Annotated in this window: 21 protein-coding genes; 6 read left to right on the forward strand and 15 right to left on the reverse strand. The window is 66.9% G+C overall.

The genetic code is table 11. The annotated features are described in order from the left end of the window. Positions 1–17: 17 nt before the first annotated feature. The 8 genes from ABIC50_RS07670 to ABIC50_RS07705 form a co-directional block, all read right to left on the reverse strand. Complete coding sequence (locus ABIC50_RS07670; RefSeq protein WP_354162781.1) at positions 18–1,634, reverse strand: CheR family methyltransferase; 1,617 nt, start codon at positions 1,632–1,634, stop codon at positions 18–20. Then, the gene (locus ABIC50_RS07675) at positions 1,631–2,143 is read right to left on the reverse strand and encodes a chemotaxis protein CheW (RefSeq protein ID WP_105830072.1); all 513 of its coding nucleotides are present in this window, start codon (positions 2,141–2,143) and stop codon (positions 1,631–1,633) included. The genes ABIC50_RS07670 and ABIC50_RS07675 overlap by 4 nt, the downstream gene beginning before the upstream one ends. After that, positions 2,140–3,816 carry a methyl-accepting chemotaxis protein gene (locus ABIC50_RS07680; RefSeq protein ID WP_354162784.1) on the reverse strand — a complete coding sequence of 559 codons (1,677 nt, stop codon included), beginning with the start codon at positions 3,814–3,816 and terminating at the stop codon, positions 2,140–2,142. Before ABIC50_RS07680 ends, ABIC50_RS07675 begins: the two co-directional genes overlap by 4 nt. Before the next feature lie 119 nt (positions 3,817–3,935). Continuing rightward, positions 3,936–5,069 (reverse strand): hybrid sensor histidine kinase/response regulator, encoded by a 1,134-nt coding sequence (locus ABIC50_RS07685; protein ID WP_175726960.1) that lies wholly within the window; start codon positions 5,067–5,069, stop codon positions 3,936–3,938. A gap of 250 nt (positions 5,070–5,319) precedes the next feature. Continuing rightward, positions 5,320–5,751: a hypothetical protein gene (locus tag ABIC50_RS07690; protein ID WP_354162786.1), complete on the reverse strand. Its 432-nt coding sequence runs from the start codon at positions 5,749–5,751 to the stop codon at positions 5,320–5,322. Positions 5,752–5,808: 57 nt separating this feature from the next. Then, the gene (locus ABIC50_RS07695) at positions 5,809–7,392 is read right to left on the reverse strand and encodes a Na+/H+ antiporter (protein ID WP_105830069.1); all 1,584 of its coding nucleotides are present in this window, start codon (positions 7,390–7,392) and stop codon (positions 5,809–5,811) included. Positions 7,393–7,642: 250 nt separating this feature from the next. Then, the gene (locus ABIC50_RS07700) at positions 7,643–9,076 is read right to left on the reverse strand and encodes an aldehyde dehydrogenase family protein (protein ID WP_354162788.1); all 1,434 of its coding nucleotides are present in this window, start codon (positions 9,074–9,076) and stop codon (positions 7,643–7,645) included. A gap of 28 nt (positions 9,077–9,104) precedes the next feature. Continuing rightward, positions 9,105–10,745 carry an acetolactate synthase large subunit gene (locus tag ABIC50_RS07705; protein ID WP_354162791.1) on the reverse strand — a complete coding sequence of 547 codons (1,641 nt, stop codon included), beginning with the start codon at positions 10,743–10,745 and terminating at the stop codon, positions 9,105–9,107. Between the two features lie 326 nt (positions 10,746–11,071). Here ABIC50_RS07705 and ABIC50_RS07710 point away from each other — a divergent pair, with 326 nt between their 5' ends. Both ABIC50_RS07710 and ABIC50_RS07715 read left to right on the forward strand, forming a co-directional pair. Continuing rightward, on the forward strand, positions 11,072–11,389 hold the full coding sequence (locus ABIC50_RS07710; protein WP_354162794.1) for a type II toxin-antitoxin system RelE/ParE family toxin: 318 nt from the start codon (positions 11,072–11,074) through the stop codon (positions 11,387–11,389). Positions 11,390–11,392: 3 nt separating this feature from the next. Beyond that, positions 11,393–11,692: an addiction module antidote protein gene (locus tag ABIC50_RS07715; protein ID WP_006750245.1), complete on the forward strand. Its 300-nt coding sequence runs from the start codon at positions 11,393–11,395 to the stop codon at positions 11,690–11,692. Positions 11,693–11,743: 51 nt separating this feature from the next. Here the strand turns inward: ABIC50_RS07715 and ABIC50_RS07720 are convergent, their stop codons facing one another. The 5 genes from ABIC50_RS07720 to andAc form a co-directional block, all read right to left on the reverse strand. Next, a complete protein-coding gene (locus tag ABIC50_RS07720) occupies positions 11,744–13,030 on the reverse strand; it encodes a DUF445 domain-containing protein (protein ID WP_165752680.1) in 1,287 nt (428 codons plus the stop codon). Between the two features lie 194 nt (positions 13,031–13,224). Continuing rightward, positions 13,225–14,445 carry an anthranilate 1,2-dioxygenase system ferredoxin--NAD(+) reductase gene (andAa, locus tag ABIC50_RS07725; RefSeq protein ID WP_354162797.1) on the reverse strand — a complete coding sequence of 407 codons (1,221 nt, stop codon included), beginning with the start codon at positions 14,443–14,445 and terminating at the stop codon, positions 13,225–13,227. After that, positions 14,435–14,761 carry an anthranilate 1,2-dioxygenase ferredoxin subunit AndAb gene (gene andAb / locus ABIC50_RS07730; RefSeq protein ID WP_006756593.1) on the reverse strand — a complete coding sequence of 109 codons (327 nt, stop codon included), beginning with the start codon at positions 14,759–14,761 and terminating at the stop codon, positions 14,435–14,437. Before andAb ends, andAa begins: the two co-directional genes overlap by 11 nt. A 17-nt stretch (positions 14,762–14,778) precedes the next feature. After that, positions 14,779–15,267 carry an anthranilate 1,2-dioxygenase small subunit AndAd gene (gene andAd, locus ABIC50_RS07735; protein WP_011660415.1) on the reverse strand — a complete coding sequence of 163 codons (489 nt, stop codon included), beginning with the start codon at positions 15,265–15,267 and terminating at the stop codon, positions 14,779–14,781. Next, entirely contained in the window at positions 15,264–16,553 is a 1,290-nt protein-coding gene (gene andAc, locus ABIC50_RS07740; RefSeq protein WP_105830063.1) for an anthranilate 1,2-dioxygenase large subunit AndAc, read from the reverse strand. The genes andAd and andAc overlap by 4 nt, the downstream gene beginning before the upstream one ends. Before the next feature lie 209 nt (positions 16,554–16,762). Between andAc and andR the strand changes: the two genes are divergently transcribed. Continuing rightward, positions 16,763–17,722 (forward strand): anthranilate 1,2-dioxygenase regulatory protein AndR, encoded by a 960-nt coding sequence (andR, locus tag ABIC50_RS07745; protein WP_041491607.1) that lies wholly within the window; start codon positions 16,763–16,765, stop codon positions 17,720–17,722. Between the two features lie 60 nt (positions 17,723–17,782). Here andR and ABIC50_RS07750 read toward each other — a convergent pair whose 3' ends face one another. Continuing rightward, the gene (locus ABIC50_RS07750) at positions 17,783–18,673 is read right to left on the reverse strand and encodes a LysR family transcriptional regulator (RefSeq protein WP_354162800.1); all 891 of its coding nucleotides are present in this window, start codon (positions 18,671–18,673) and stop codon (positions 17,783–17,785) included. 91 nt (positions 18,674–18,764) lie between these two features. Between ABIC50_RS07750 and ABIC50_RS07755 the strand changes: the two genes are divergently transcribed. From ABIC50_RS07755 to catC, 3 genes are read left to right on the forward strand one after another with little or no spacing between them, the layout of a single operon-like run. Then, a complete protein-coding gene (locus ABIC50_RS07755) occupies positions 18,765–19,898 on the forward strand; it encodes a muconate/chloromuconate family cycloisomerase (protein ID WP_354162802.1) in 1,134 nt (377 codons plus the stop codon). A gap of 36 nt (positions 19,899–19,934) precedes the next feature. After that, positions 19,935–20,837: a catechol 1,2-dioxygenase gene (catA, locus tag ABIC50_RS07760; protein WP_354162804.1), complete on the forward strand. Its 903-nt coding sequence runs from the start codon at positions 19,935–19,937 to the stop codon at positions 20,835–20,837. A gap of 43 nt (positions 20,838–20,880) precedes the next feature. Then, positions 20,881–21,171, forward strand: coding sequence for a muconolactone Delta-isomerase (gene catC, locus ABIC50_RS07765; RefSeq protein ID WP_354162806.1), 291 nt, complete (start codon positions 20,881–20,883; stop codon positions 21,169–21,171). A gap of 64 nt (positions 21,172–21,235) precedes the next feature. Here catC and tssJ read toward each other — a convergent pair whose 3' ends face one another. Beyond that, positions 21,236–21,754: a type VI secretion system lipoprotein TssJ gene (gene tssJ / locus ABIC50_RS07770; RefSeq protein ID WP_354162808.1), complete on the reverse strand. Its 519-nt coding sequence runs from the start codon at positions 21,752–21,754 to the stop codon at positions 21,236–21,238. Positions 21,755–21,763 lie beyond the last annotated feature (9 nt).

A 21,763-nucleotide genomic window follows, 5' to 3' on the forward strand; every position in this document is an offset into this window, starting at 1 on the left:
CCCAACCCGTATTCTCATCACCCTGCCGCGCGCCGCGCACGCTCGAGCAGCCATTGCGCGCCGGCGCCGTCGCCGCCGACGTCGAGCAAGGTCGCCAGATGCGTCAGCGCTTCGTGGTGCGTCGGCCGCAGGTACAGCGCCTTCCGGTAGAAGTCGCCCGCTTCCGCGACACGCCCGCACGCATCCGCGATCAGCCCGTTCAGGTAGAACGCGTCCGCGTGCGGCCCGGCGTGCGCGGAGAATCGCGCGAGCACGCGCTCGGCCTCGTCGAACGCACCGGCGTTGGCCAGCGCCTGCGCTTCCTCGAGCGTTGGGGTGGCGATGTCGGCGGGTGGTGGTGCCGGGGCTGCGTTGACTGCGTTGACTGCGTTGACTGCGTTGACTGCGTTGGCTGCGTTGGCTGCGTTGGCTGCGTTGGCTGCACTTGGTGCACTTGCTGCGTGGGCTGCGTGGGCTGCGGTGGTTGCGTTGGCTGCGTGGGCCGCGCGGGCCCCGTGGGCCGCTTGGGCCGCATTGACCACATCAGCTGCGTTGGTTGCCTTGGCCGCATTGGTCAGCGAACCGACGCGCATGTCGGCCCGTGGCTCGAACGCCGTCGGGCGCTCGGCCGGCGCGAGCCCGGCGGGCGACGGCGCGTTACCGCTCCACGTCGGCGGCACGACGGCCAACAGCGGGCGCGCCGCGGCGGGCGGCGCCACCGTCAAGCGCTCGGCACGCCGGTACGGCGCAACCGCGGGCGTCGGTGCCGCATACCGCGCCGCGCTCGCGTCCGCCGCCGCCCCCACCGCCGCACCGCCATGATCGCGATGAAACGCGAACGCCAGCGGCACGCGCGCCGAACGCATCCCGTGCCGCATCGCGACGCCCGTTTCGGCCGGGCCGACGAACAGCATCCCGTCGTCGGCGAGCCAGCTTTCGAGCGAACCGATCACGCGGTCCTGCGCGTCGCGGTCGAAGTAGATCAGCACGTTGCGGCAGAACACGAAATCGTAGCGAATGCCCGTATCGACGCCCGGTTCGATCAGGTTTGCCTGGCGAAACTGGACGCGCGCACGCACGCGCTCGTCGAGCAGCCAGCCGTCGGCGGCCGGCGTGAAGTAGCGCGCGCGGAACTCGGTCGCCGTGCCGCGAAACGCATTGCGCCCGTAGCAGCCGAGCCGCGCCTGTTCGATCGCGCGCGCGCTCAGGTCGAGCGCATCGATCATGAAGCTGGCCGGATCGAGCCCGGCGTCGAGCAGCGCCATCGCCGCCGAATACGGCTCCTCGCCGGTCGAGCACGGCGCGCTCAGCACGCGGATCATGCGCCCGGGCGTCGCGGCAAGCCGCTCGAGCGCAAGCCGCGCGAGCGTCGCGAACGCCTCGCGATCGCGGAAGAACCATGTCTCCGGCACGACGAACAGCTCGATCAGCGCGCGCCGTTCGTCGGCCGACGCGTTGAGCTGCTGCCAGTACGCGTCGAGCGCTTCGGGCGTGACGGCCGGCCGCGCCGCTGACGGCAGCCGCTCGCCGTCGCCCTGCAACGCGTGCACGCGCTCGGTCAGCGCGCGGCTCAGGAAATCGTTGCCGAGCGAATCGGGGTCGATGCCGGTCTCGCGCAGCAGCCAGCCGCGAAATCGCGAATCGGATTCTTTCATGCGGACTCCCCTCCGTGGCCCGGCAGGCCGTCGAACAGATACAGGCGCGCAACGTCGTCGATCAGGTCGGATACCGAAACCTGCTGCACGATTCCGTCGGGCGTGTTCGCGACGTGCCCGAGCCAGCGCGTGCGCGCGGTCGATACGCCGCTCGCGCGGAATGCCGTGCGATCGATTCGCAGCGTCTGCGTCGCGCGCTCGACGATCAGGCCGATCACGCGCTCGCGGTCGAGCGGCTCGACGCGGTAGCGCACCATCACCAGCCGCGTCGAACGCAGCGCATGCGCGCGCCGCCCGAGCGCCAGCATCGGCACGTCGATCACGGGCACCGGCTGACCGCCCCGCATCAGCAGCCCGGCGATCCAGTCGGGCGCGCCGGGCACGGCCTTGGTGGTCGCGAGCGGCAACACTTCGTCGATGTCGGCCGCGTCGAGCGCATAGCGCTCGCCGTCGAGCTCGAACATCAGGAACAGCGCATGCGCGCCGCCGTGCGACTCGGCGCGCGTCACGCGTCGACCTTGAAGCGCGACACGCTGGTGCGCAACTGGTTCGCGACCAACGTCAGGTCATCGATCGCCTGCGACGACTGGCGCAGCGATTCGGCCGTCTGCTGCGCGGCTTCCGACAGCTGCGACAGCGCCTGCGTGATCTGCTCCGCGCCGTTCGCCTGCGTCTGCATCCCTTCGTTGACCATCTGGAACCGCGGCGAAAGCGTCTGCACCTCGGCGATGATCTGCGACAGCTGCCCGCCGACCTGCTGCACGTCGAGCATCCCGCGGCGCACTTCCTCGGAGAACTTGTCCATCCCCATCACGCCCGCCGACACGGCCGACTGGATCTCCTTCACCGTCTGCTCGATGTCGTAGGTCGCGACCGCCGTCTGGTCGGCGAGGCGGCGGATCTCGGTCGCGACGACCGCGAAGCCGCGGCCGTACTCGCCGGCCTTCTCGGCCTCGATCGCCGCGTTCAGCGACAGCAGGTTGGTCTGGTCGGCCACCTTGGTGATCGTCGCGACGACCTGGTTGATGTTCAGCGCCTTCTCGTTGAGGATCGCGAGCTTCGCGTTCACCGAACCGGCCGCGTCCATCACGCTGCGCATCGTCTCGCCCATCCGCGTGAGGCCGCTCTGGCTCGCGCCCGCGAGCGTCGCCGACTGTTCGGCCACGCCGGCCACCTCGTTCATCGTGCGCAGCAAGTCACGCGAGGTCGCGAAGATCTCGCGCGACGTCGCGCCGATCTCGGTCGTCGTCGCCGCGGTTTCGTTGGCGGTCGCCTGCTGCTCGCGCGACGTCGCCGCGATTTCGGCCACCGACGTCGTCACCTGCAGCGACGACTGCTGCGCGCGCGCGACCAGCTCGGTCAGTTCGTCGGCCATCCGGTTGAAACCCGTTTCCAGCGTGCCGAACTCATCATGGCGGCGCAGGTCGAGGCGGCGCGTCAGGTTGCCGGTGCGCATCACGTCGTGCACTTCCACGAGCCGCGCCATCGGCACGGTGACCGCGCGGAACAGCCCGTAGCCGAGCGCGAGCGCGGACAGCAGCACGAGGCCCAGCGCCAGCGCGAGCACGACCTCGGTGTCCTGCACGGACTGGCGAATCAGCTTCGCGGAAGTGTCGGCGAACTTGCGGTTCTCCTGCACCAGGATGTTCGCGTTGCGCACGACTTCGGTCCATGCGGGCAGCGTCCGCGCGTAGGCTGCGACGGCTTCCTCGCGCGACACGCGGCTCTTCTGGATCGCATCGTTGAGCAGCGGCACGTAGCGATCGTAGGAACCGCGAAACGTCGAGAAACGCTGCCGGTCGTCATCGCGGAACGTCGTGTTCTGGTAGTCGACCGACAACGACTCGACCTCCTTGAGCGCCTCGGAGATCTTCGCGAAATCGCGCTGCACGAACTCGGGATCGGTATCGACGAACGTCGCCTGCTGCAGCATCGCGAACGATTCGTTGACCGAGCCGCGCAGCGACGCCGCGAGATAGACGCCGGGCAGCGAGTCGCGTTCGATGCTGACGGCTTCGGTGTTGATCGCATGCAGACGCGCGTACGATACGCCGGCGGTCACCAGCATCAGCACGAACAGCACGCCGAAGCTGAGCAGGATGCGGTTGCCGAGCGTCAGCCGGCCAGCGCCGATCGTCGGATGCAGACTTTCATTGGTCGCGCGGGGCGTCACGGTGGCCATGTTCGTTATGGGCTTTCTAAAATCAGCGTTGAAAAAAACCGCGCCCGCTGCACGCCGCACGGCGCGCCACGAGCGCATCGTCTGCGGGCGGCACGGCACCGGGGGGCCGCGCCGCGAAATCACCGGTCCGCTTGCGCCGGCAGCCGGAGCGCGACCATGAAGCCGCGCGCCGTATTGCGCATCAGGATCTGGCCGCGATGCCGCGCGGCCGTCGCGCGCACGAACGCGAGCCCGAGGCCGAAGCCGCTGCGCGCCGCGCCGTGCACGGATTCTAGCCGCACGAACGATTCGGTCGCGGCCGTGCGCTGCTCGGGCGCGATGCCGTTGCCGGCGTCCTCGACGCCGATCAGCCACGCACCGTCATCGTCGCCCAGCGTGCAATGCACGTCCGTGCCGGCCGGACCGTATTTCAGCGCGTTGTCGATCAGGTTCGCGACCGCGCGCGTGAGCATCATGCGGTCGCCCATCGTCACGCACTCGGTGTCGGGCACGTGGGCCACGACGCGGCTGCCGAAGCCGGCCGCCCTCTCCCACAGCTGATCGACGGCGTCGAGCACGATTTCGTTCAGACTCAGGACCTCGTGCGCGCGGCGTTCCGACTGCGCGCGGGTCAGGTGGATGAAGCCGTCGGCCAGCGCCAGCGCGCGCCGTGCATGACCGGCAATGCGCTCCATGATCGCCGGCATGTCGCCGTGCTCGCTGCGGTAAACCTCGAGCAGCGCGAGGATCGACGTCTGCGGCGAGCGCATGTCGTGCGACAGGAAATCCAGCGCTTCGTCGCGCTGCCGCGACATCAGGTACGAATTCGAGTGATAGCGAATGCGCGCGGTCAGCTCCATCGCGTCCGGGAGCTTCACGAGATAGTCGTTCGCGCCGGCGATGAACGCCTCGCGCTTGACGATCGGCTCCTCTTTCGCCGACAGCACGATGATCGGCACGCGTGCGGTGCCGGCGTCCGCGCGCCACGCGCGAACGAGGTCGAGGCCGTCGATTTCCGGCATCACCAGGTCCTGCAGGATGACCGTCGGCTTCACATCGCGCGCGACCGCCATCGCCCGGTGCGCGTCGGTGCACACATGCAGGTCGATATCGTGCTCGCTGCGCAGCGCGCGGCGGATCACCTCGCCGACGAACGGCTGATCGTCGACGAGCAGAACCGATAGCCCCGATTCGAGACAATCCGGCGCATTTTCACCGCTCGATTCTTTCATAAATACCGTTTCAAACGCCAAATCTCCAATTGATTCTTTCATAGGAGTTGTTTATCCGACTTGGACGCCATCTTAATTTAGCGGTCGAGAAATCCGCTTGTTGTTGCCGACCTGGCCTGTCGGCATTGCCTCACGGGGATCCGAGCGCCGATTTTCCCCCGACGACGGTCGTATTACCTCCGCGTGCTTTCTCTCAATAAAGATAACCGGCTGATTCTAAATGAAATTAGAACACAGCATCTATCTCCTTCCGGTTTAGTTTTGCCAAATATGGTGAAAGAGAGGGATTCAGTTAAATCAGATCATTTCCGGACGCGAAACACGATAACGTTTGCGAGGCCGATGCGACGAGGCTTGCATGCGCTGCAAGGCTTGTGTGTTGGTGGTATTGGGGCCGGTTTCCGGTGCAGGGAATCGGGGAAATGGAGGGGAAAAAGTAGCGCGCCGTGACCGGATTGGCCGCGACGCGGATGCCTGGGACGTGGCCGGGCGGCACCGGCAACCGGCAACCGGCAACCGCAATCGCAACCGCGACGCCGACGCCGACGCCCACGCCCACCCCGACGGCGTGTGGCGTGTGGCGTGTGGCGTGCGCCGTTCGCCGTTCGCCGTGCGCCGTGCGCCGTGCGCCGTTCGCCGTTCGCCGTTCGCCGTTCGCCGTTCGCCGTTCGCCGTTCGCCGTTCGCCGTTCGCCGTTCGCCGTTCGCCGTTCGCCGTTCGCCATGCGCCATGCGCCGTGCGCCGTGCGCCGTGCGCCGTGCGCCGTGCGCCCCGCGGCAGCCTATCCGCGCGCGTGCTGCGCGGACACTTCCTGCAGATCGAGATCACGCTCGAGCATGTGCAGCATCTCGTCGTGGATGCGCCCCGAACGATGCAGGCGCAACAATTCCGCACGTCCGGCCTTGATCGCGGCCAGTACGACGTCGTAGTGCGCGGTGCGCACCTCCGCCGGATACGCCGGCTCGTTCTTCGCCCGCTCGGTCAGTTGCGCGCGATACGTGTATTGCTCCAGCAGGCGCGGGTGAATCACGTTGCCGCGTTCGTCGCGCACCAGCGGCTGGATCGCCGCGAGCTGCGCCGCCTCGATATGCGCCCATGCCATCGGCTCGGTCAGGTGATGCGCGGCGCGCGCTTCGTGTTGAGGCAGGCGCAGCAGCCGGATCAGCGGCCCGATGGTCGTGCCCTGCAGCAGCACGGTGACGAGGATCACCGCGAACGACGCGACCAGGATCACGTCGCGGCCCGGCATCGCCTCCGGCAACGACAACGCGATCGCCAGCGTCACGACCCCGCGCATCCCGGCCCAGCTCATGATCGTCGCGGCCTTCCAGTCGGGCGCGAAACCGCGCCTCATGATCCCGCGCACCGGCAGCTTCAGCGCCTCGACCGCGTAGATCCACACGAAGCGCGACACGACCACCGCCGCCAGCACCGCGAGCACCGGCGGCACCATCGTGGCGAGCACCTGCTCGAAACCGCCGAGCCGGTGGATCGCGCCGCGCAGCGACAGCCCGATCAGCACGAACACCATCGCCTCGAGCAGGAACACGATGACCTGCCAGAACGCTGTGCCGCGCGTGCGCACGGCGGCCGAAAACACCTCGTGCTGATGCCAGCCGACGATCATGCCGGCCGTCACCGTCGCGATCACGCCCGACACCTCGACCATCTCGCCCGCGATGTATGCGATCCAGCCGGCGATTACCGCGACGGTAATCACCAGATAGTCGTCGTCGAGCAGCTTCAGGAACCACACGACGAGCTTGCCGACCAGGTAGCCGACCACGACGCCGCCGAGCCCGAGCTCCGCGAAGCGCACGACCGCGTGCTCGAAACTGAACGCACCCGTCAACGCGGCGGCGACCGCGAAGCGAAACAGCACCAGGCCGGCCGCGTCGTTCAACAGGCTTTCCCCTTCGAGCAGCACCATCAGCCGGCGCGGCAGCGCGACGCGCTCGAGCACCGCCTTCGCAGCCACCGCGTCGGGCGGCGACACGATCGCGCCGAGCGCGAAGCATGCGGCCCACGGCAGCGACGGCACGACCCAGTGCACGGCCAAGCCGACCGCGAACGTCGTGAACACCACCGCGCCGATCGCGAGCATCAGGATGCCGCCGACGTTGCGCTTGAACTCCTCCCATACGGAGAAATACGCGCCGTCCATCAGCAGCGGCGGCAGGAACACGAGCAGCACGAGTTCCGGATCGAGGTTGATCGGCGGCAGACCGGGAATGAACGCGATGCCGATGCCGCCGATCAGCAGCGCGGCCGCGGGCGGCAACCGCAACCGCTTGGCGATGCATTCGAGCGCGACGATCGCGAGAAACGACAACAGAACCAGCTTGAATGCCGAGACGGGGGACATGAATCGACCTTGTGAAGAATGAATGCGCACGCCAACCGGTTCGTACCCGGGTTGGCCATTTCGCGCGATTACATCACGATGCGATGCCGGCAGTCGAGCGCGTTCGGCAGGCGCCGCGCGCGGTGCCGCGTCGATACCACACGGCGGGGAATCGCCGCCCTTCCGCGGGTGTCGAAATGAAAAACGGCACGCGGGCCGGCGCGATCCCGCGATCGCCCGCCCGCGTGCCGCCTTGCCGCCTGCGATCGCGCTAGCGGCGCCGCACGACCATCAGCCGCGGCTCGGTCATGTCCTCGATCGCGTAGCGGATCCCTTCGCGGCCGAGACCCGAGTCCTTCACGCCGCCATACGGCATGTTGTCGACCCGGAACGACGGCACGTCGTTGATCACGACGCCGCCCACTTCCAGCTCGTCCCACGCGCGCTGCGCATGCGCGAGCGAATCGGTGAACACGCCGGCCTGCAGCCCGAAGTCGCTGTCGTTCACGCTCGCCAGCGCATCGTCGAAGCGGTCGAACTTCTCGAGGATCGCGACCGGGCCGAACGCCTCCTTGCGGTACAGGTCCTGCTCGCGGCCGACGTTTTCCAGCAGCGTCGCCTCGAACATCGCGCCGTCGACCTTGCCGCCCGCGACGATCTTCGCGCCCGCCGCGACGGCCGCATCCATCCAACCGGACAGCCGGCGGGATTCGGATTCGGAGATCATCGGGCCGACGAACGTCGACGGATCCTTCGGATCGCCCATCTTCAGCGAGCGCGTCTTCGCGATCAGCTTGTCGCGCAGCGCGTCGTACAGATCGGCATGCACGAGGATGCGCTGCACGCCGATACAGCTCTGGCCCGACTGGTAATACGCACCGAACGCGAGCCGCTCGACCACGTAGTCGAGCTGGTCGTGCTGATCCGCATCGACGATCGCCGCCGCGTTGCCGCCGAGTTCGAGCACGACTTTCTTCTTGCCGGCCTTCTCCTTCAGCGCCCAGCCGACGGCCGGCGAGCCCGTGAACGACAGCAGCTTGAAGCGCTCGTCGGTCGTGAACAGGTCCGCGCCGTCGCGATGGGCGGGCAGCACCGAAAACGCACCCTTCGGCAGGTCTGTTTCCGCGAGCACCTCGCCGATGATCAGCGCGCCGATCGGCGTGCGGCTCGCGGGCTTCAGCACGAACGGGCAGCCGGCGGCCAGCGCGGGGGCGACCTTGTGCGCGGCGAGGTTCAGCGGGAAGTTGAACGGCGAGATGAACGAGCACGGGCCGATCGGCACGCGCCGCGTATAGCCCGTGTAGCCTTGCGCGCGCGCCGAGATCTCGAGGTTGATCACTTCGCCGTCGATGCGCACCGACTCCTCGGACGCAACGCGGAACGTATCGATCAGCCGCGTCACTTCGCCCTTCGAATCGTTGATCGGCTTGCCGGCCTCGATGCACAGCGCCTCGGCCAGCTCGTCGAAACGCTCGCGAAAGCGCGCGACGCAGTGGTCAAGCACCGCCTGCCGCTTGTAGGCCGGCAACTCGCGCATCGGCTTCGCGGCATCGACCGCCGCGCCGATGGCCGCATCGATCGCCTTCGCGTCGGCGAGCGCGACGCGCGTCGCGACCTTGCCGCTGAACTTGTCGGTCACGTCGAGATCGGTGTTCGCGTAGACGGCTTCGTTGGCCAGGTAATACGGATAGGTATCCTTCAACATGGAACGCTCCTTCCGGTGAACTGCGGATTCAGAGTTGCGCCGACAGGCGCTTGATTTCGCGGTTGAGCACGCGCTCGTTGTCCGAATAGTCGATCGGCACGTCGATCACATGCACACCCGGCGTCGCGAAGCAGTCGCGCAGCAGCGGCTCGAGATCGTCGGCCCCTTCGACGCGATGCCCATGCGCGCCATAGCTCTGCGCATACGACACGAAATCGGGATTCTTCAGCGTCATCGCGAAATCGGGGAAATTCATGTTCTCCTGCTTCCAGCGGATCATCCCGAACGCATCGTCGCGCAGGATCATCACGACGAGGTCGAGCTTCAGCCGCACGGCCGTTTCGAGTTCCTGCGAATTCATCATGAAGCCGCCGTCGCCGCACACGGCGATCACCTTGCGCTGCGGATGCACGATCTTCGTCGCGATCGCCGACGGCAGGCCCGCGCCCATCGACGCGAGCGCGTTGTCGAGCAGCAGCGAGTTCGGTTCGTGCGCACGCCAGTAGCGCGCGAACCAGATCTTGTACATCCCGTTGTCGAGGCAGACGATGCCGTCCACCGGCAACGCGTTGTACAGGTCGTTCACGATCCGCACCGGATACATCGGGAAGCGCGGGTCGTGCTGGCCCTTCTGCAAGTGCGCGTCGAAATGCTCCTTGATCATCGTGAAGCGCTCGAAATCCCAGTGCGGCTGGCGCGTGACCGATTCCTTCATCTGCCACACCGCGTTCGCGATGTCGCCGACCACCTCGATCTGCGGGAAATAGACGGGATCGACCTGCGCGCCGAGGAAGTTCACGTGGATCACCGTCTTGTCGTCCGCGCGCATGAAGAACGGCGGCTTCTCGATCACGTCGTGGCCGACGTTGATGATGCAATCCGCATGCTCGATCGCGCGATGCACGAAGTCGCCGTCCGACAGCGTCGCGTTGCCGAGCCACAGCGGATGCGTTTCGTCGATCACGCCCTTGCCCATCTGCGTCGTGAAGAACGGGATACCCGTCTTGTCGACGAATTCGAGCAGCATCTTGCAGGTCGTCTTGCGGTTGCCGCCCGCACCGATCATCAACAGCGGATGGCGCGCGGCCTGGATCGCGTCGATCGCGTGCGCGACCGCCTTCTCCTCGGCGATCGGCCGCCGGCTGTAGCTGCGCGGAATCGGCTTGCCGTCGCCCTCCTCGTGCGCGATGTCCTCCGGCAGCTCGAGGTGCGCGGCGCCCGGTCGCTCTTCCTCGGCGCGGCGAAACGCCTCGCGCACCGCCGACGGAATGTTGCCGATCGACACGATCTGCCGCGTGAACTTCGTCAGCGGCTGCATCATGTCGACGACGTCGACGATCTGGAAGTGGCCCTGCTTGCTGGACTTGATCGGCTTCTGCCCGGTGATCATCAGCATCGGCATGCCGCCGAGCTGCGCATACGCGGCGGCCGTCACGAAGTTGGTCGCACCCGGCCCGAGCGTCGCGAGACACACGCCGGTGCGGCCCGTCAGGCGGCCGTAGGTGGCGGCCATGAACCCGGCCGCCTGCTCGTGCCGGGTCAGCACGAGCTTGATCTTCGAGCGCCGCAGCGATTCGAGCAGATCGAGGTTTTCCTCGCCGGGAATGCCGAATACATACTCGACGCCTTCGGCTTCCAGCGCCTTCACGAACAGATCCGATGCTTTCATGGGGGGACTCTCGGTTATGCCGCCTGCCCGGCTTACGGGCGCGCGACGTTCAGAACGCGCGCCGGCCTACGGCACGCGGACGCTTTACCTACTGGACACAAACCACGACACGGCACGCGCGCGGCAAGCACGCGCGGTCGACAAGGACGTTTTCGATTGTAGACGGATTCGCGCAATCCCGACTTCGACCGAATGGCCGAGGGTGGCCTCGCGGCAGGATCGGCCTGACGGCCAATTCAACGTCAAACGGCGCGCGCGGCCCTACTGTGGAGGCAACCGAATTCCATCTACCGAATCTGTGAACCATGGTTGACATGCTGCGATTCATGCCATACAGTGCACCAACATTCAGTATCCGGACCACCGACGTCTTCGACGCGTGGTTTGCCGGCCTGCAGGATCGCGTCGCGAAGCGGCGCATCCAGGCGCGCATCGACCGTCTGTCGATGGGCAATCCGGGCGACTGGAAATCCGCCGGCTCCCCCGTCGTCGAAATGCGTATCGATCACGGGCCCGGCTATCGCGTCTACTACGTCAGGCGCGGAACGATATGGGTGATCCTGCTCTGCGGCGGCGACAAGTCGATGCAACAGGCGGACATCCGCGCCGCGCACGCGATGCTCGCGCGGCTCGACCTGGAGTGATCGATGGACAAGATCAAGACCCGGCCGTGGGACTCGGCCGAACACCTGAAAACCGACGACGACATGGCCGACTACTTCGAGGCCTGTCTGCAGGAAGCCGGCGACGACCCGGCCTTCATCGCGCATGCGCTCGGCGTGATCGCCCGTGCGCGCGGCATGTCGCAGGTCGCGCGCGACGCGGGCCTGTCGCGCGAAGGGCTGTACAAGGCGCTGTCGCACGACGGCAATCCGAGCTTCGGCACGATCCTGAAAGTGATCAAGGCGCTCGGCCTGCAACTGCACGGCGCGAAGGCGCACGCATGAGTCGCCGGCGCGCGCGGGCGCGCCATGTGCACGATGGCCGCGATGGCCACGTCAATGCAGCCATCCGCCGGCCCAATGCGGCACCAGCGACACCACGTACAGCCCGAGCCCGATCAGCCCGCCGACCAGCGTGCCGTTGATGCGGATGTACTGCAGGTCCTTGCCGATGTTCAGCTCGATCTGCCGCGACATTTCGCGCGCATCCCAGTTGCGAACCGTATCGCGGATGTGACGCATCAGGAAATCCGCGAAATCCGGTGCGATCTCGTGCACGGCCTTCTCGATATGCTCGTTCATCGACGCGCGCAGCGCCGGGCTTTCCGCGAGCCGCGCGCCGAGCCAGCCGCCCAGCGTCGCGGCCTGCCGATGCAGCGACGAATCCGGGCGCGCGAGATCGGCTTTCAGCCACGCGCGCAACTGGTCCCACAGATCGCGCGCATAGTCGTTGAACGCGTCGCCGTCGCGGATGTAGCGCTTGATCTCGTCGCCCTTCGCGATGAACACGGGATCATGCTTCAGCCGCTCGGTCAGCCGCACGACCGTGCGGTCGAAGCGCTGCCGCAGTTCGTGTTCGGGATCGGCCGCCACCCCCTCGAGCACGCGGCTCACCGCGCTCGCCAGCATGCGCGCGCCGTTCTCGCCGAACCACTGCGTCGGCATGATCTTCTCGACCTTCGGATATTGCGTCTTCAGCCATTCGACGATGAAGCCCGCGATCACCTCGCGGTTCTCCTCCTTGTCGAGCACGTCGACCACCTGTTCGATCGCATCGTCGAGCAGCGCCTGGTGGCGGCCGTCCTTCGTCAGCGTGTCGAGAATCACGCCGGCCGATTGCGACAGGTCGATCCGGTCGATCACCGCGCGGAACGCATCGCGGACGAACGACTGGATCCGCGCATCGTCGGTCATGTCGAGCGCGAAGCTCATCAGCTTCGTCACGTAGCCGCCGAGCGCGTCGGTGTTCGCCGGTTCGCCGAGCCATGCGCCGAGCTTGCTGGCGGGATCGTGCTGGCGAATCTGCGCGGCGAGCGCGTCGGGGCCGAGGAATTTCTCGCGCACGAATACCGCGAGGTTGTCGGCGATCTTGTCCTTGTTCTTCGGAATGATCTCGGTGTGGCGCGACACGAACGGGATCGGCACGCGCCGGAACAGCGCGACGACCGCGAACCAGTCGGCCAGCGCGCCGACCATCGCGGCCTCGGCCACCGCCTTGATACCGTCGACCCACGGGCCGCGCGGCAGCAGGATCGTCGTGACGAACACCGCGACGGCGGCGAGCAGCAGCCATAGCGCGCGGCGCTTGCTGCGCTTCAGTTCGAGAGCTTTGTCTGGCGTCATGGGCGACCGGTGAAACGGCAATGCCGCTAATATGCACCGATCGCCGGCCCGCGACAAACCCGCGCGCATCGGGCGCGTCGGGACGGTTGCCCGGAAGGCGTTCCTTCGATCGACTTTCCGGCCGCCCGCCGCTTGCCGGCAGACGCCGGGCACCGACGCGAACCCGGCCACGCCGGCCGCGTTCGCGCGCTGCGTCAGAGGAACGTCTTCAGGTTCACCGCCGGGTCGGCGAGCTTCACGGGGTCGGGCACAGCCCCTGCCGCGATCAGCCGGCGCGACGCGCCGATGTCGCGCCCAAGGTTCGCCGCGGCCACCGCGACGATCCTGCCATCGTCGCCCAGCCCGAACACCGTGAACGGCCCGCTCGCCGGATCGCCGCGCACGACGGTCGTGCGTTCGCTGCCGAACAGGCCGAGCATCTGCAGGTTGCAGTCGTACTGATCGGACCACAGCCACGGCAGCTCGGCATAGGTTTCGTCCGCGCCGAGCAGGTTCGCGGCCGCGACGGCCGGCTGGTTTTCCGCGACCTGCCACGACTCGATCCGCACGTGACGCCCGAGCAGCGGATTGAAGTGCATCGTCACCTCGCCCGCCGCGAAGATCGCGTGATCGGCCGTGCGGCAGCCCGCATCGACACGGATCCCGTTGTCGACCTCGAGGCCGGCCGCCTGCGCGAGCTCGACGTTGGGCACGACGCCGATCCCAACCACGACGATATCGGCCGGCACGTCGCCGCGATCGGTCTCGACGATCGCACCGCCGCCCGCCGCGCGGCGAATCGCGCGCGGCAGCGTCGCCATCTGAAAGTTCACGCCGTGCGCGTCATGCAGTTGCCGCGCATACGCGCCGACGACTTCCGGCAACGCACGCTGCAGCAAGCGCGGCGCCGGGTCGATCACCGTCACGTCGCAGCCGCGCTGGCGCGCCGCGGCCGCCACTTCCAGACCGATGAAGCCGCCGCCGAGCACCGCCACGCGACGCCCAGGCGCGAGCTGCGCCCGCAACGCGCGCGCGTCGGCAACGGTGCGCACGTAATGCGCAACGACGCCTTCGTCGATCGGACCGCCAAACGCTCGCACCCGCGAACCCGTCGCGAGCACGAGCCGTGCGTACGGCAACGTCGCGCCGTCGTCGAGCCGCACACGCCGCGCATCGCGTTCGATCGCCTCGACGCGCGTGCCGAGCCGCAGCTCGACACGCTGCGCGTCGTACCACGCGGCATCGCGCACGAACGCGCGCTGCTCCCCGCCGTCGCTCAGCAGTGCGTCCTTCGACAGCGCGGGCCGGTCGTACGGCAGCTCGCGCTCCGCGCCGATCATCACGATGCGCGCATCGGCATCGCGCGCGCGCAGCGCCTCGGCCGTGCGCCGCGCCGCGTGGCCGGCGCCGACGATCACGAACGGGTCAGTCGACATTGACTTCCACCTGCCCGTCGACGATCCGGATCGGATAGGTCCGCACCGGCTCGGTGATCGGCGCGCATTTCGGCGCACCCGTGCGAATGTCGATGAGCCCCTGGTGCAGCGGGCACTCGACGCAGCCGTCCTCCACATAGCCTTCGGACAGGCGCGCGTGACCATGGGAACAGAGGTCGTGCATCGCGAACAGTTCGTCGCCGATCCGGAACACCGCGATCGGCTTCTGGCCGGCGACGCGCGCCGCCGGTTCGTCTTCGGAGAATTCGTCGAATGCGCCCAGCGGATGCCATTCGGCGAGCGTAGCTTCGGTCATGTCGGTTTCCTTGGCTGTCAGATCGGCGTCGCGAGCAGCGTCTGCACGCGCGACGTGTCGTAGATCACGCGCTTGGTCTTGTAGCGCAGCCCGTCAGGCGTGCGCACGACCGTGTCGTAGTACTTGCCAGCCTGGTACACGTTCGATTCGCCGTTGCTGCGCGTCTGCACGACCACGTAGTTGCTCTCGGTGTCGATCTCGCCGTCGCGCTGCGCGACGATCGTGAGACCCGACGTCATGTGCCGGTACGTGTGCTCTTCATAGATGTTTGCGTGCCGCAGCGACACCACGCGATCGCGCAGCATCCGCTGGTTCGTGCAGTGAACGATCCCGACCGGCAGCCCGAGATCCGCGTTCTCCTTCGGCACGATCTCGTACGTGCAATCCTCGGTGAACATTTCCGGCCAGTGTTCGAGCCGATCGTTGTCGAGGTGGCCGATGTAGCGGTTCTGGAGCATGTAAATCTCGAACCACGTCTTCATGTCTTCAGTCAGGTTTTCCATCATTCCGCGCTCCCGCTTCGATAGCCCATCAGCTTCTGGTAGCCGACCCAGAACTTGCGGATCAGGCTTTCGGTGATCACCGTGTCCTGCTGGTCCGGATTGCCGCGCGACATCTCGATCACCGACGTCGCATCGGCGTCGCGCACCGTGCCGCGCTGCACGAGCTCGGTCGCCTCGGTGTCCTCCATCGAGATGTAGCCGGCCGGCCCGACCAGGTTCGCCTGCTTGATGCGCAGCGCGCGCAGCTCGGGCGTGTCGTCCGCGTACCCGAAGAAGTGGAAGATCAGCTCGAAGTTGTCCGGCCCCTTCGGCAGGATCTGGCGCGCGACCAGCGTGTTGTGGATCTGCTGGATCACGAGCTGCGGGAAGATCGGCTGGATATGGTTCGTGCAGTCCTCGTCGTATTCGGACACGAGATCGAGGATCGACTCGTCTTCCAGATGGAAGCCCTCGTCGAACGAGCGGATGTTCTGCTGCTTGTACGCGGCCGACGTGTCGTCGCCCGTCTTCGTCACCGTGATGATGCTGTGCAGCCCGTGATTCGCATCCGGAATCGAGCGCGCCTTCATCCCGACGCGGAAGATGTTGAAGGTCGTATGGAACAGATGCAGCATGCTCGCGTGATACGGATCCTTCACGTTCTCCATGTACAGCTTCCAGTTTGACTTCGAATACTGTCTCGTGCAGCCGAGATACTCGATCGGCTTGTGGAAGATCCGGTCGATCCACGGGCGCATCTGCTCGCCGAGATAATCCGGCAGCGGCATCACTTCGTCGCTGAAGGTGGCGAACACGAGCCCGCGATAGCTGTCGACGCGCAGCTTGCGCAGCCCGTGCTGCTTCGGGTCGAAGTCGGCCGGCATCCCGGTCATCCCCTTCTGGCCGCGCCGGAACGGCACGCCGAGCAGGTTGCCCTGGTTGTCGAAGCTCCACTGGTGGTACACGCACGTGTGCGAGCTCGCGTTGCCGCGCGACTTGCGGCAAACCTGCGCGCCGCGGTGCGCGCAGCGGTTCACCCACGCGGACAGCGAGCCGTCCTCGGTGCGCGTGACGACGACCGGCGTGTCGCCGACGAACGTGCTCTTGAAGTCGCCGGCCTTCGGGATTTCCGCTTCCAGCGCGACGAAGTTCCAGGTCGGCCCGCGGAAGATGCGTTCCTGCTCGCGATCGTAGACCGCGCGTGAGCTGAACACCTTGTAGGGCACGCGCGAGCCGTCGTCGTGCGGAAAACGCACATCGGACGCGTCGTCACGCGCGGCGAACACGACGGGCGATTCTGTCTGCTCCATGTCGGACTCCTTGTGGTTCCGTTTCGTTGATTGCATGGAGCCCATTTTTGAAAAGCTAATATTCGCCGTCTATCCGGAAAGTGCGATTGCGGCGGCGCAATATCCACTTTCGGCGGATTTCTGCGCTAGCATGGCGACACACGCGACCCGCGCCCGATCGCGACCCATTCGTCGGATCGAAGCGCGCGTCCACACCAAGGCCGATGCCCATGTCCCCAACGTCGTTCGAGCCGTATGCGCTGCGCGCGCACCGGCTGTTCGAATCCCGCGATCTCGACGAGACGCGCGAGCGGATCTCACGCGTGATGCAGCCGCACGCGCTGCTGCCGAGCGGCCGCGTGCAAGGCGCGTCGCACATGGATTTCGTGCGGCTCGGCGGGCTCGGGATCGGAACCATCGCATTCGGCGACGCGATGCGCGTGCAGGTCGACGCCGTCGACGGCTATTACCTGCTGATGTTCTGCCTGTCCGGGCAGGCGGAAGTCCACGCGATGGGACGCCAGCTCGGCGTCGACGGGCAGACCGGCGTGCTGTGCGCGCCCGGCGAGCGCTTCGATGCGGTGCTGTCCGCCGACTGCGAGCAGTTCGTGCTGCGCATCGACGCGGCGACCGTCGGCTCGCTCACCGGCGACCCGCGCGCGACGCTCGACCCCGTGCTGCACATCAGCGACGCCGCGCTCGCCGCGTGGCGCCAGCAGCTGATGCTCGTCGCCCGCTCGCCCGAACTGCTCGAACGCGCGAACGCCAATCCGCGCGTGGCGTCGCAGCTCGAGCACCTGCTGATCGACCTGCTGATCGAAGGCCACCCGCCGTCCGTGCTGCGGGCGTCGCACCGCGACCCGGCGCCGGGCTTCGTGCGGCGCGCGCAAGAGTTCGTGAACGCGCACTATGCGCAGCCGCTGCAGCTCGCGGATATCGTCCAGGCCGCCAACGTGCCGGAACGGACGCTGCGCGACGCCTTCCTGCAGTTCCGCGGGATGAGCCCGATGCAATACCTGCGCGCGACGCGGCTCGACCATGCGCGGGAGTTGCTGCGCGGGTCGATGTCCGAGCGACGGATCGCCGATATCGCGCTCGATTGCGGATTCACGCACCTCGGGCGGTTTGCGCTCGCGTATCGGGAGAAGTTCGGCGAATCGCCGTCGGAGACGCTCGACGGCAAGCGGTAGGGGGTGCGGGGGCGCCGAAACCGACCGTTAGTTGCAGTCGGCGCGCAAACAGCACCGCCCTTACACCACCGGCACGATCATCTCCCGCGCGATCGCACAGAATGCGCTCGTCGCGGCACTTTCCCCATGCAGCCGGCGGCTCATGATGATCGGCGACGTCGCCGTCGGTTCCGGCAGCCGCCGGTAGACGACACCCTTCACGCGCACGCCCTCCACGCTTTCCGGCACCAGCGACACCCCCACCTGCGCGGCGACGAGCCCGAGCGCCGTCTGCAGCTCGCGCACCTCGTGAACGGCCGCCGGCACCAGCGCGCCGTCGCGCAGCGCGGACAGTTGCTGATCCGCGAAGCTCGGCCGCGGCGTGCTCGGATAGACGATCAGCGTCTCGTTCGCGATGTCCGCCAGCGTCAGCGGCCGTTCCGGATCCGCGAGCGGATGCCCGACCGGCAGCGCCGCGATCAGCTTTTCCTCGATCAGCGCCTCGCGCACGAGCTGGTCGTCGTCGAAGCGCAGACGACCGAACCCGACGTCGATCCGCCCGCCCTTCAGCGCGCCGAGCTGTTCGAGCGTGAACATTTCGATCAGCGACAGCTCGACGTTGGGCTGCGCCTCGCGAAACGCGCGGATCACGTCCGGCAGCGCGCCATAGAGCGTCGACGGCACGAAGCCGATCACGATCCGCTCCGACAACTGCGCGAGCCGCCGCGTCAGCGGGCCGAGCTCGTCGGCCTGCTCGACGACGCGCTTCGCCTGCGCGTAGAACACGCGTCCCGCGTCGGTCAGTTTCAGCGGCCGCGCACCGCGCTCGAACAGCGGCAACCCGAGTTCGTCCTCGACCGCCTGAAGCTGGCGGCTCAGCGGCGGCTGCGTCATGTGCAGCCGCTCCGCCGCCCGCGTGATGTTCATTTCTTCCGCGACCGCGATGAAGTACCGGAGCTGACGCAATTCCATTTCATGCCTCAAAGGTATGGAAGTAGTCGGAAAGAGTGTTGGACGACGCCGGGCGGGAATTCCTACCATGTGCACCAACAGGAGGAATCGCATGATAGCAACTGCCGCCACCATCGAACGCATCGACACGCTGCTGGTCGACGTGCCGACGATCAGGCCCCACAAACTGTCGGTCGCGACGATGAATTGCCAGACCCTCGTGCTGGTCCGCGTTCGATGCACGGACGGTATCGAAGGCGTCGGCGAGGCGACAACGATCGGCGGTCTCGCGTATGGCGAGGAGAGCCCCGAGAGCATCAAGGTCAATATCGACACCTACTTCGCGCCGCTGCTGCAAGGCATGGACGCAACGCGCCCCGGCGCCGCGATGGCGCGTGCGCGCAAGCTGTTCCAGGGCAACCGGTTCGCGAAGTGCGCGATCGAAACCGCGCTGTTCGACGCGCAGGCGCGCCGCCTCGGCGTGCCGCTGTCGGAACTGTTCGGCGGCCGCACGATGGATGCGATGGACGTCGCATGGACGCTCGCGAGCGGCGACACGCAGCGCGACATCGCGGAAGCCGAGGCGATGCTCGACGCGCGCCGCCATCGCGCGTTCAAGCTGAAGATCGGGTCGAACGCGGTCGACGACGACGTTGCGCACGTGATCGCGATCAAGCGCGCGCTCGGCGAGCGCGGCGACGTTCGCGTCGACGTGAACCAGGCATGGAGCGAAACCGACGCGATCCGGGCCGGCGCACGACTCGCGGACGCCGGCGTGAGCCTCGTCGAGCAGCCCATCGCCGCGACCAATCGCGCGGGGCTGAAACGCCTCACGCAGCTCGCGCGAATTCCGATCATGGCCGACGAAGCGCTGCACGGCCCTGTCGACGCGTTCGCGCTCGCGCAGGACCGCGCGGCCGACGTGTTCGCGGTGAAGATCGCGCAATCGGGCGGGCTGCTCGGCGCGGCGAGCGTCGCATCGATCGCGTCGGCGGCCGGCATCGACCTGTACGGCGGCACCATGCTCGAGGGCGCGGCCGGCACGATGGCGTCCGCGCAGTTGTTCAGCACGTTCGGCTCGCTGAAATGGGGCACCGAGCTGTTCGGCCCGCTGCTGCTCACCGAGGAGATTCTCGTCGAGCCGCTGCGCTACCAGGATTTCAAGCTGCACCTGCCGGCGACGCCCGGCCTCGGCATCACCTTCGACTGGGCCCGCATCGAACGGATGCGACGCGACGCCCGCTGAACCCACCCCACACGACTACCGAAACCGGAGACACAGATGAATAAGCAAGCCATCGACGCCCTGCTGAAGACGTTCGACGACGCCGCGGAAAAGCCCGGCAACCCGCGCGTGCGCGCGATCGTCAACCGGATCGTGAAGGACATCTGCTACACGATCGAGGACTTCGACGTGCAGCCGAGCGAATTCTGGACCGCGCTCAACTACCTGAACGAAGCCGGCCGTGAATTCGGGCTGATCGCTGCGGGCCTCGGCCTCGAGCGCTTCCTCGACGTGCGGATGGACGAGGCCGAGGAGAAGGCCGGCTTCCACGGCGGCACGCCGCGCACGATCGAGGGGCCGCTGTATGTCGCGGGCGCACCGGAATCGGTCGGCCATGCGCGCCTCGACGACGGCACCGATCCGGGCCAGACGCTGATCATGCGCGGCCGGGTGCTCGGCCAGAACGGCGCGCCGATCGCGAACGCGCTCGTCGAGGTGTGGCACGCGAACCACCTCGGCAACTACTCGTACTTCGATCAATCGCAGCCGGCGTTCAATCTGCGCCGCTCGATCCGCACCGATGCCGATGGCCGCTACAGCTTCCGCAGCGTGCTGCCGGTCGGCTACAGCGTCCCGCCGGGCAGCAAGACCGAGCAGCTGCTCGACCAGCTCGGTCGCCACGGCCATCGTCCGGCGCACATCCACTTCTTCGTTTCCGCGGACGGATATCGTAAGCTGACGACGCAGATCAACATCGAAGGCGATCCGCACATCTGGGACGACTTCGCGTTCGCGACCCGCGAAGGGCTGATCCCGAAGATCAAGCAGGCCGAGGGCGCGGAAGGCAAGCCGTATGGCGTCGACGGGCAGTTCGCGCTGATCGACTTCGATTTTTCGCTGCTCAAGGACAAGCAGGACGTGCCGGCGAGCGAAGTCGAGCGGGCGCGGGCGCAAGCCTGAACGGCCGTCCGGTTCGACGCATCGATAACGCAAGGAGTACAGAATGCTGTTTCATGTGGAAATGACCGTCTGTCTGCCGGCGGACATGGATCCGGTCAAGGCGGCCACGCTGAAGGCCGAAGAGAAGGCGATGTGCCAGCGGTTGATGAACGAAGGAGTCTGGCGGCATCTGTGGCGGATCGCGGGGCAGTATGCGAACGTCAGCATTTTCGATGTCGAGAGCGTGCAGCAGCTGCATGACGTGCTGAGTCAGCTGCCGTTGTTTCCGTATATGGAGATGGAAGTGCGGGCGCTGTGCCGGCATCCTTCGTCCATTCGGGACGACGATCGGTGAGTTTTGCGTGACCCATGCCGCCGGGGGGCCGGCGGCATGGGGCGGGAAGCGGAAGTGACCGCGGTTACTTGGGGATGTCGCCTGCCATCTCAAGCCGATTCGACGTCAATCCGATCCGTAGCGGCTTGTCCGGATCGAGTCTCTTTTTCTCGACGACTCTTTTCCAATCTTCGGCGCTTCCCGGAACGCGGTACAACGCGACGATCGCCACATACTTCGTCTCCCGTTGCATCGGTTGCGACAAGCTCGAAGAAGCCCCGGGGCTCACGGTAGCCGACATATCCGCTTGCAGATCCTGGGCAAGCACCGTGCGATCGTTCTTCAACAGGTCGTCATACGACGTCGCATCGAACATCTTGCGATCCTTCAGCTGGTAGACGCGCACGGCCACCGACGTCGGTCGCCCCGCGTCGTCCGGGTTCAGCGCCGCGCGTGCAGTCAGATCGACGTCAAGCACCTTCACCTGCTTGAAAAACACTGCGCGATAGGCATTCGACGACGCATCCGATACCGACTGCCACGCACCACAGCCCGACAGAAGCAATACGGCGGCAGCCGTAGCCGCACTCATTCGATAGAACATGAAGACTCC

The organism is Burkholderia sp. 567, assembly GCF_040545115.1.
Taxonomy (GTDB): domain Bacteria; phylum Pseudomonadota; class Gammaproteobacteria; order Burkholderiales; family Burkholderiaceae; genus Burkholderia; species Burkholderia ambifaria.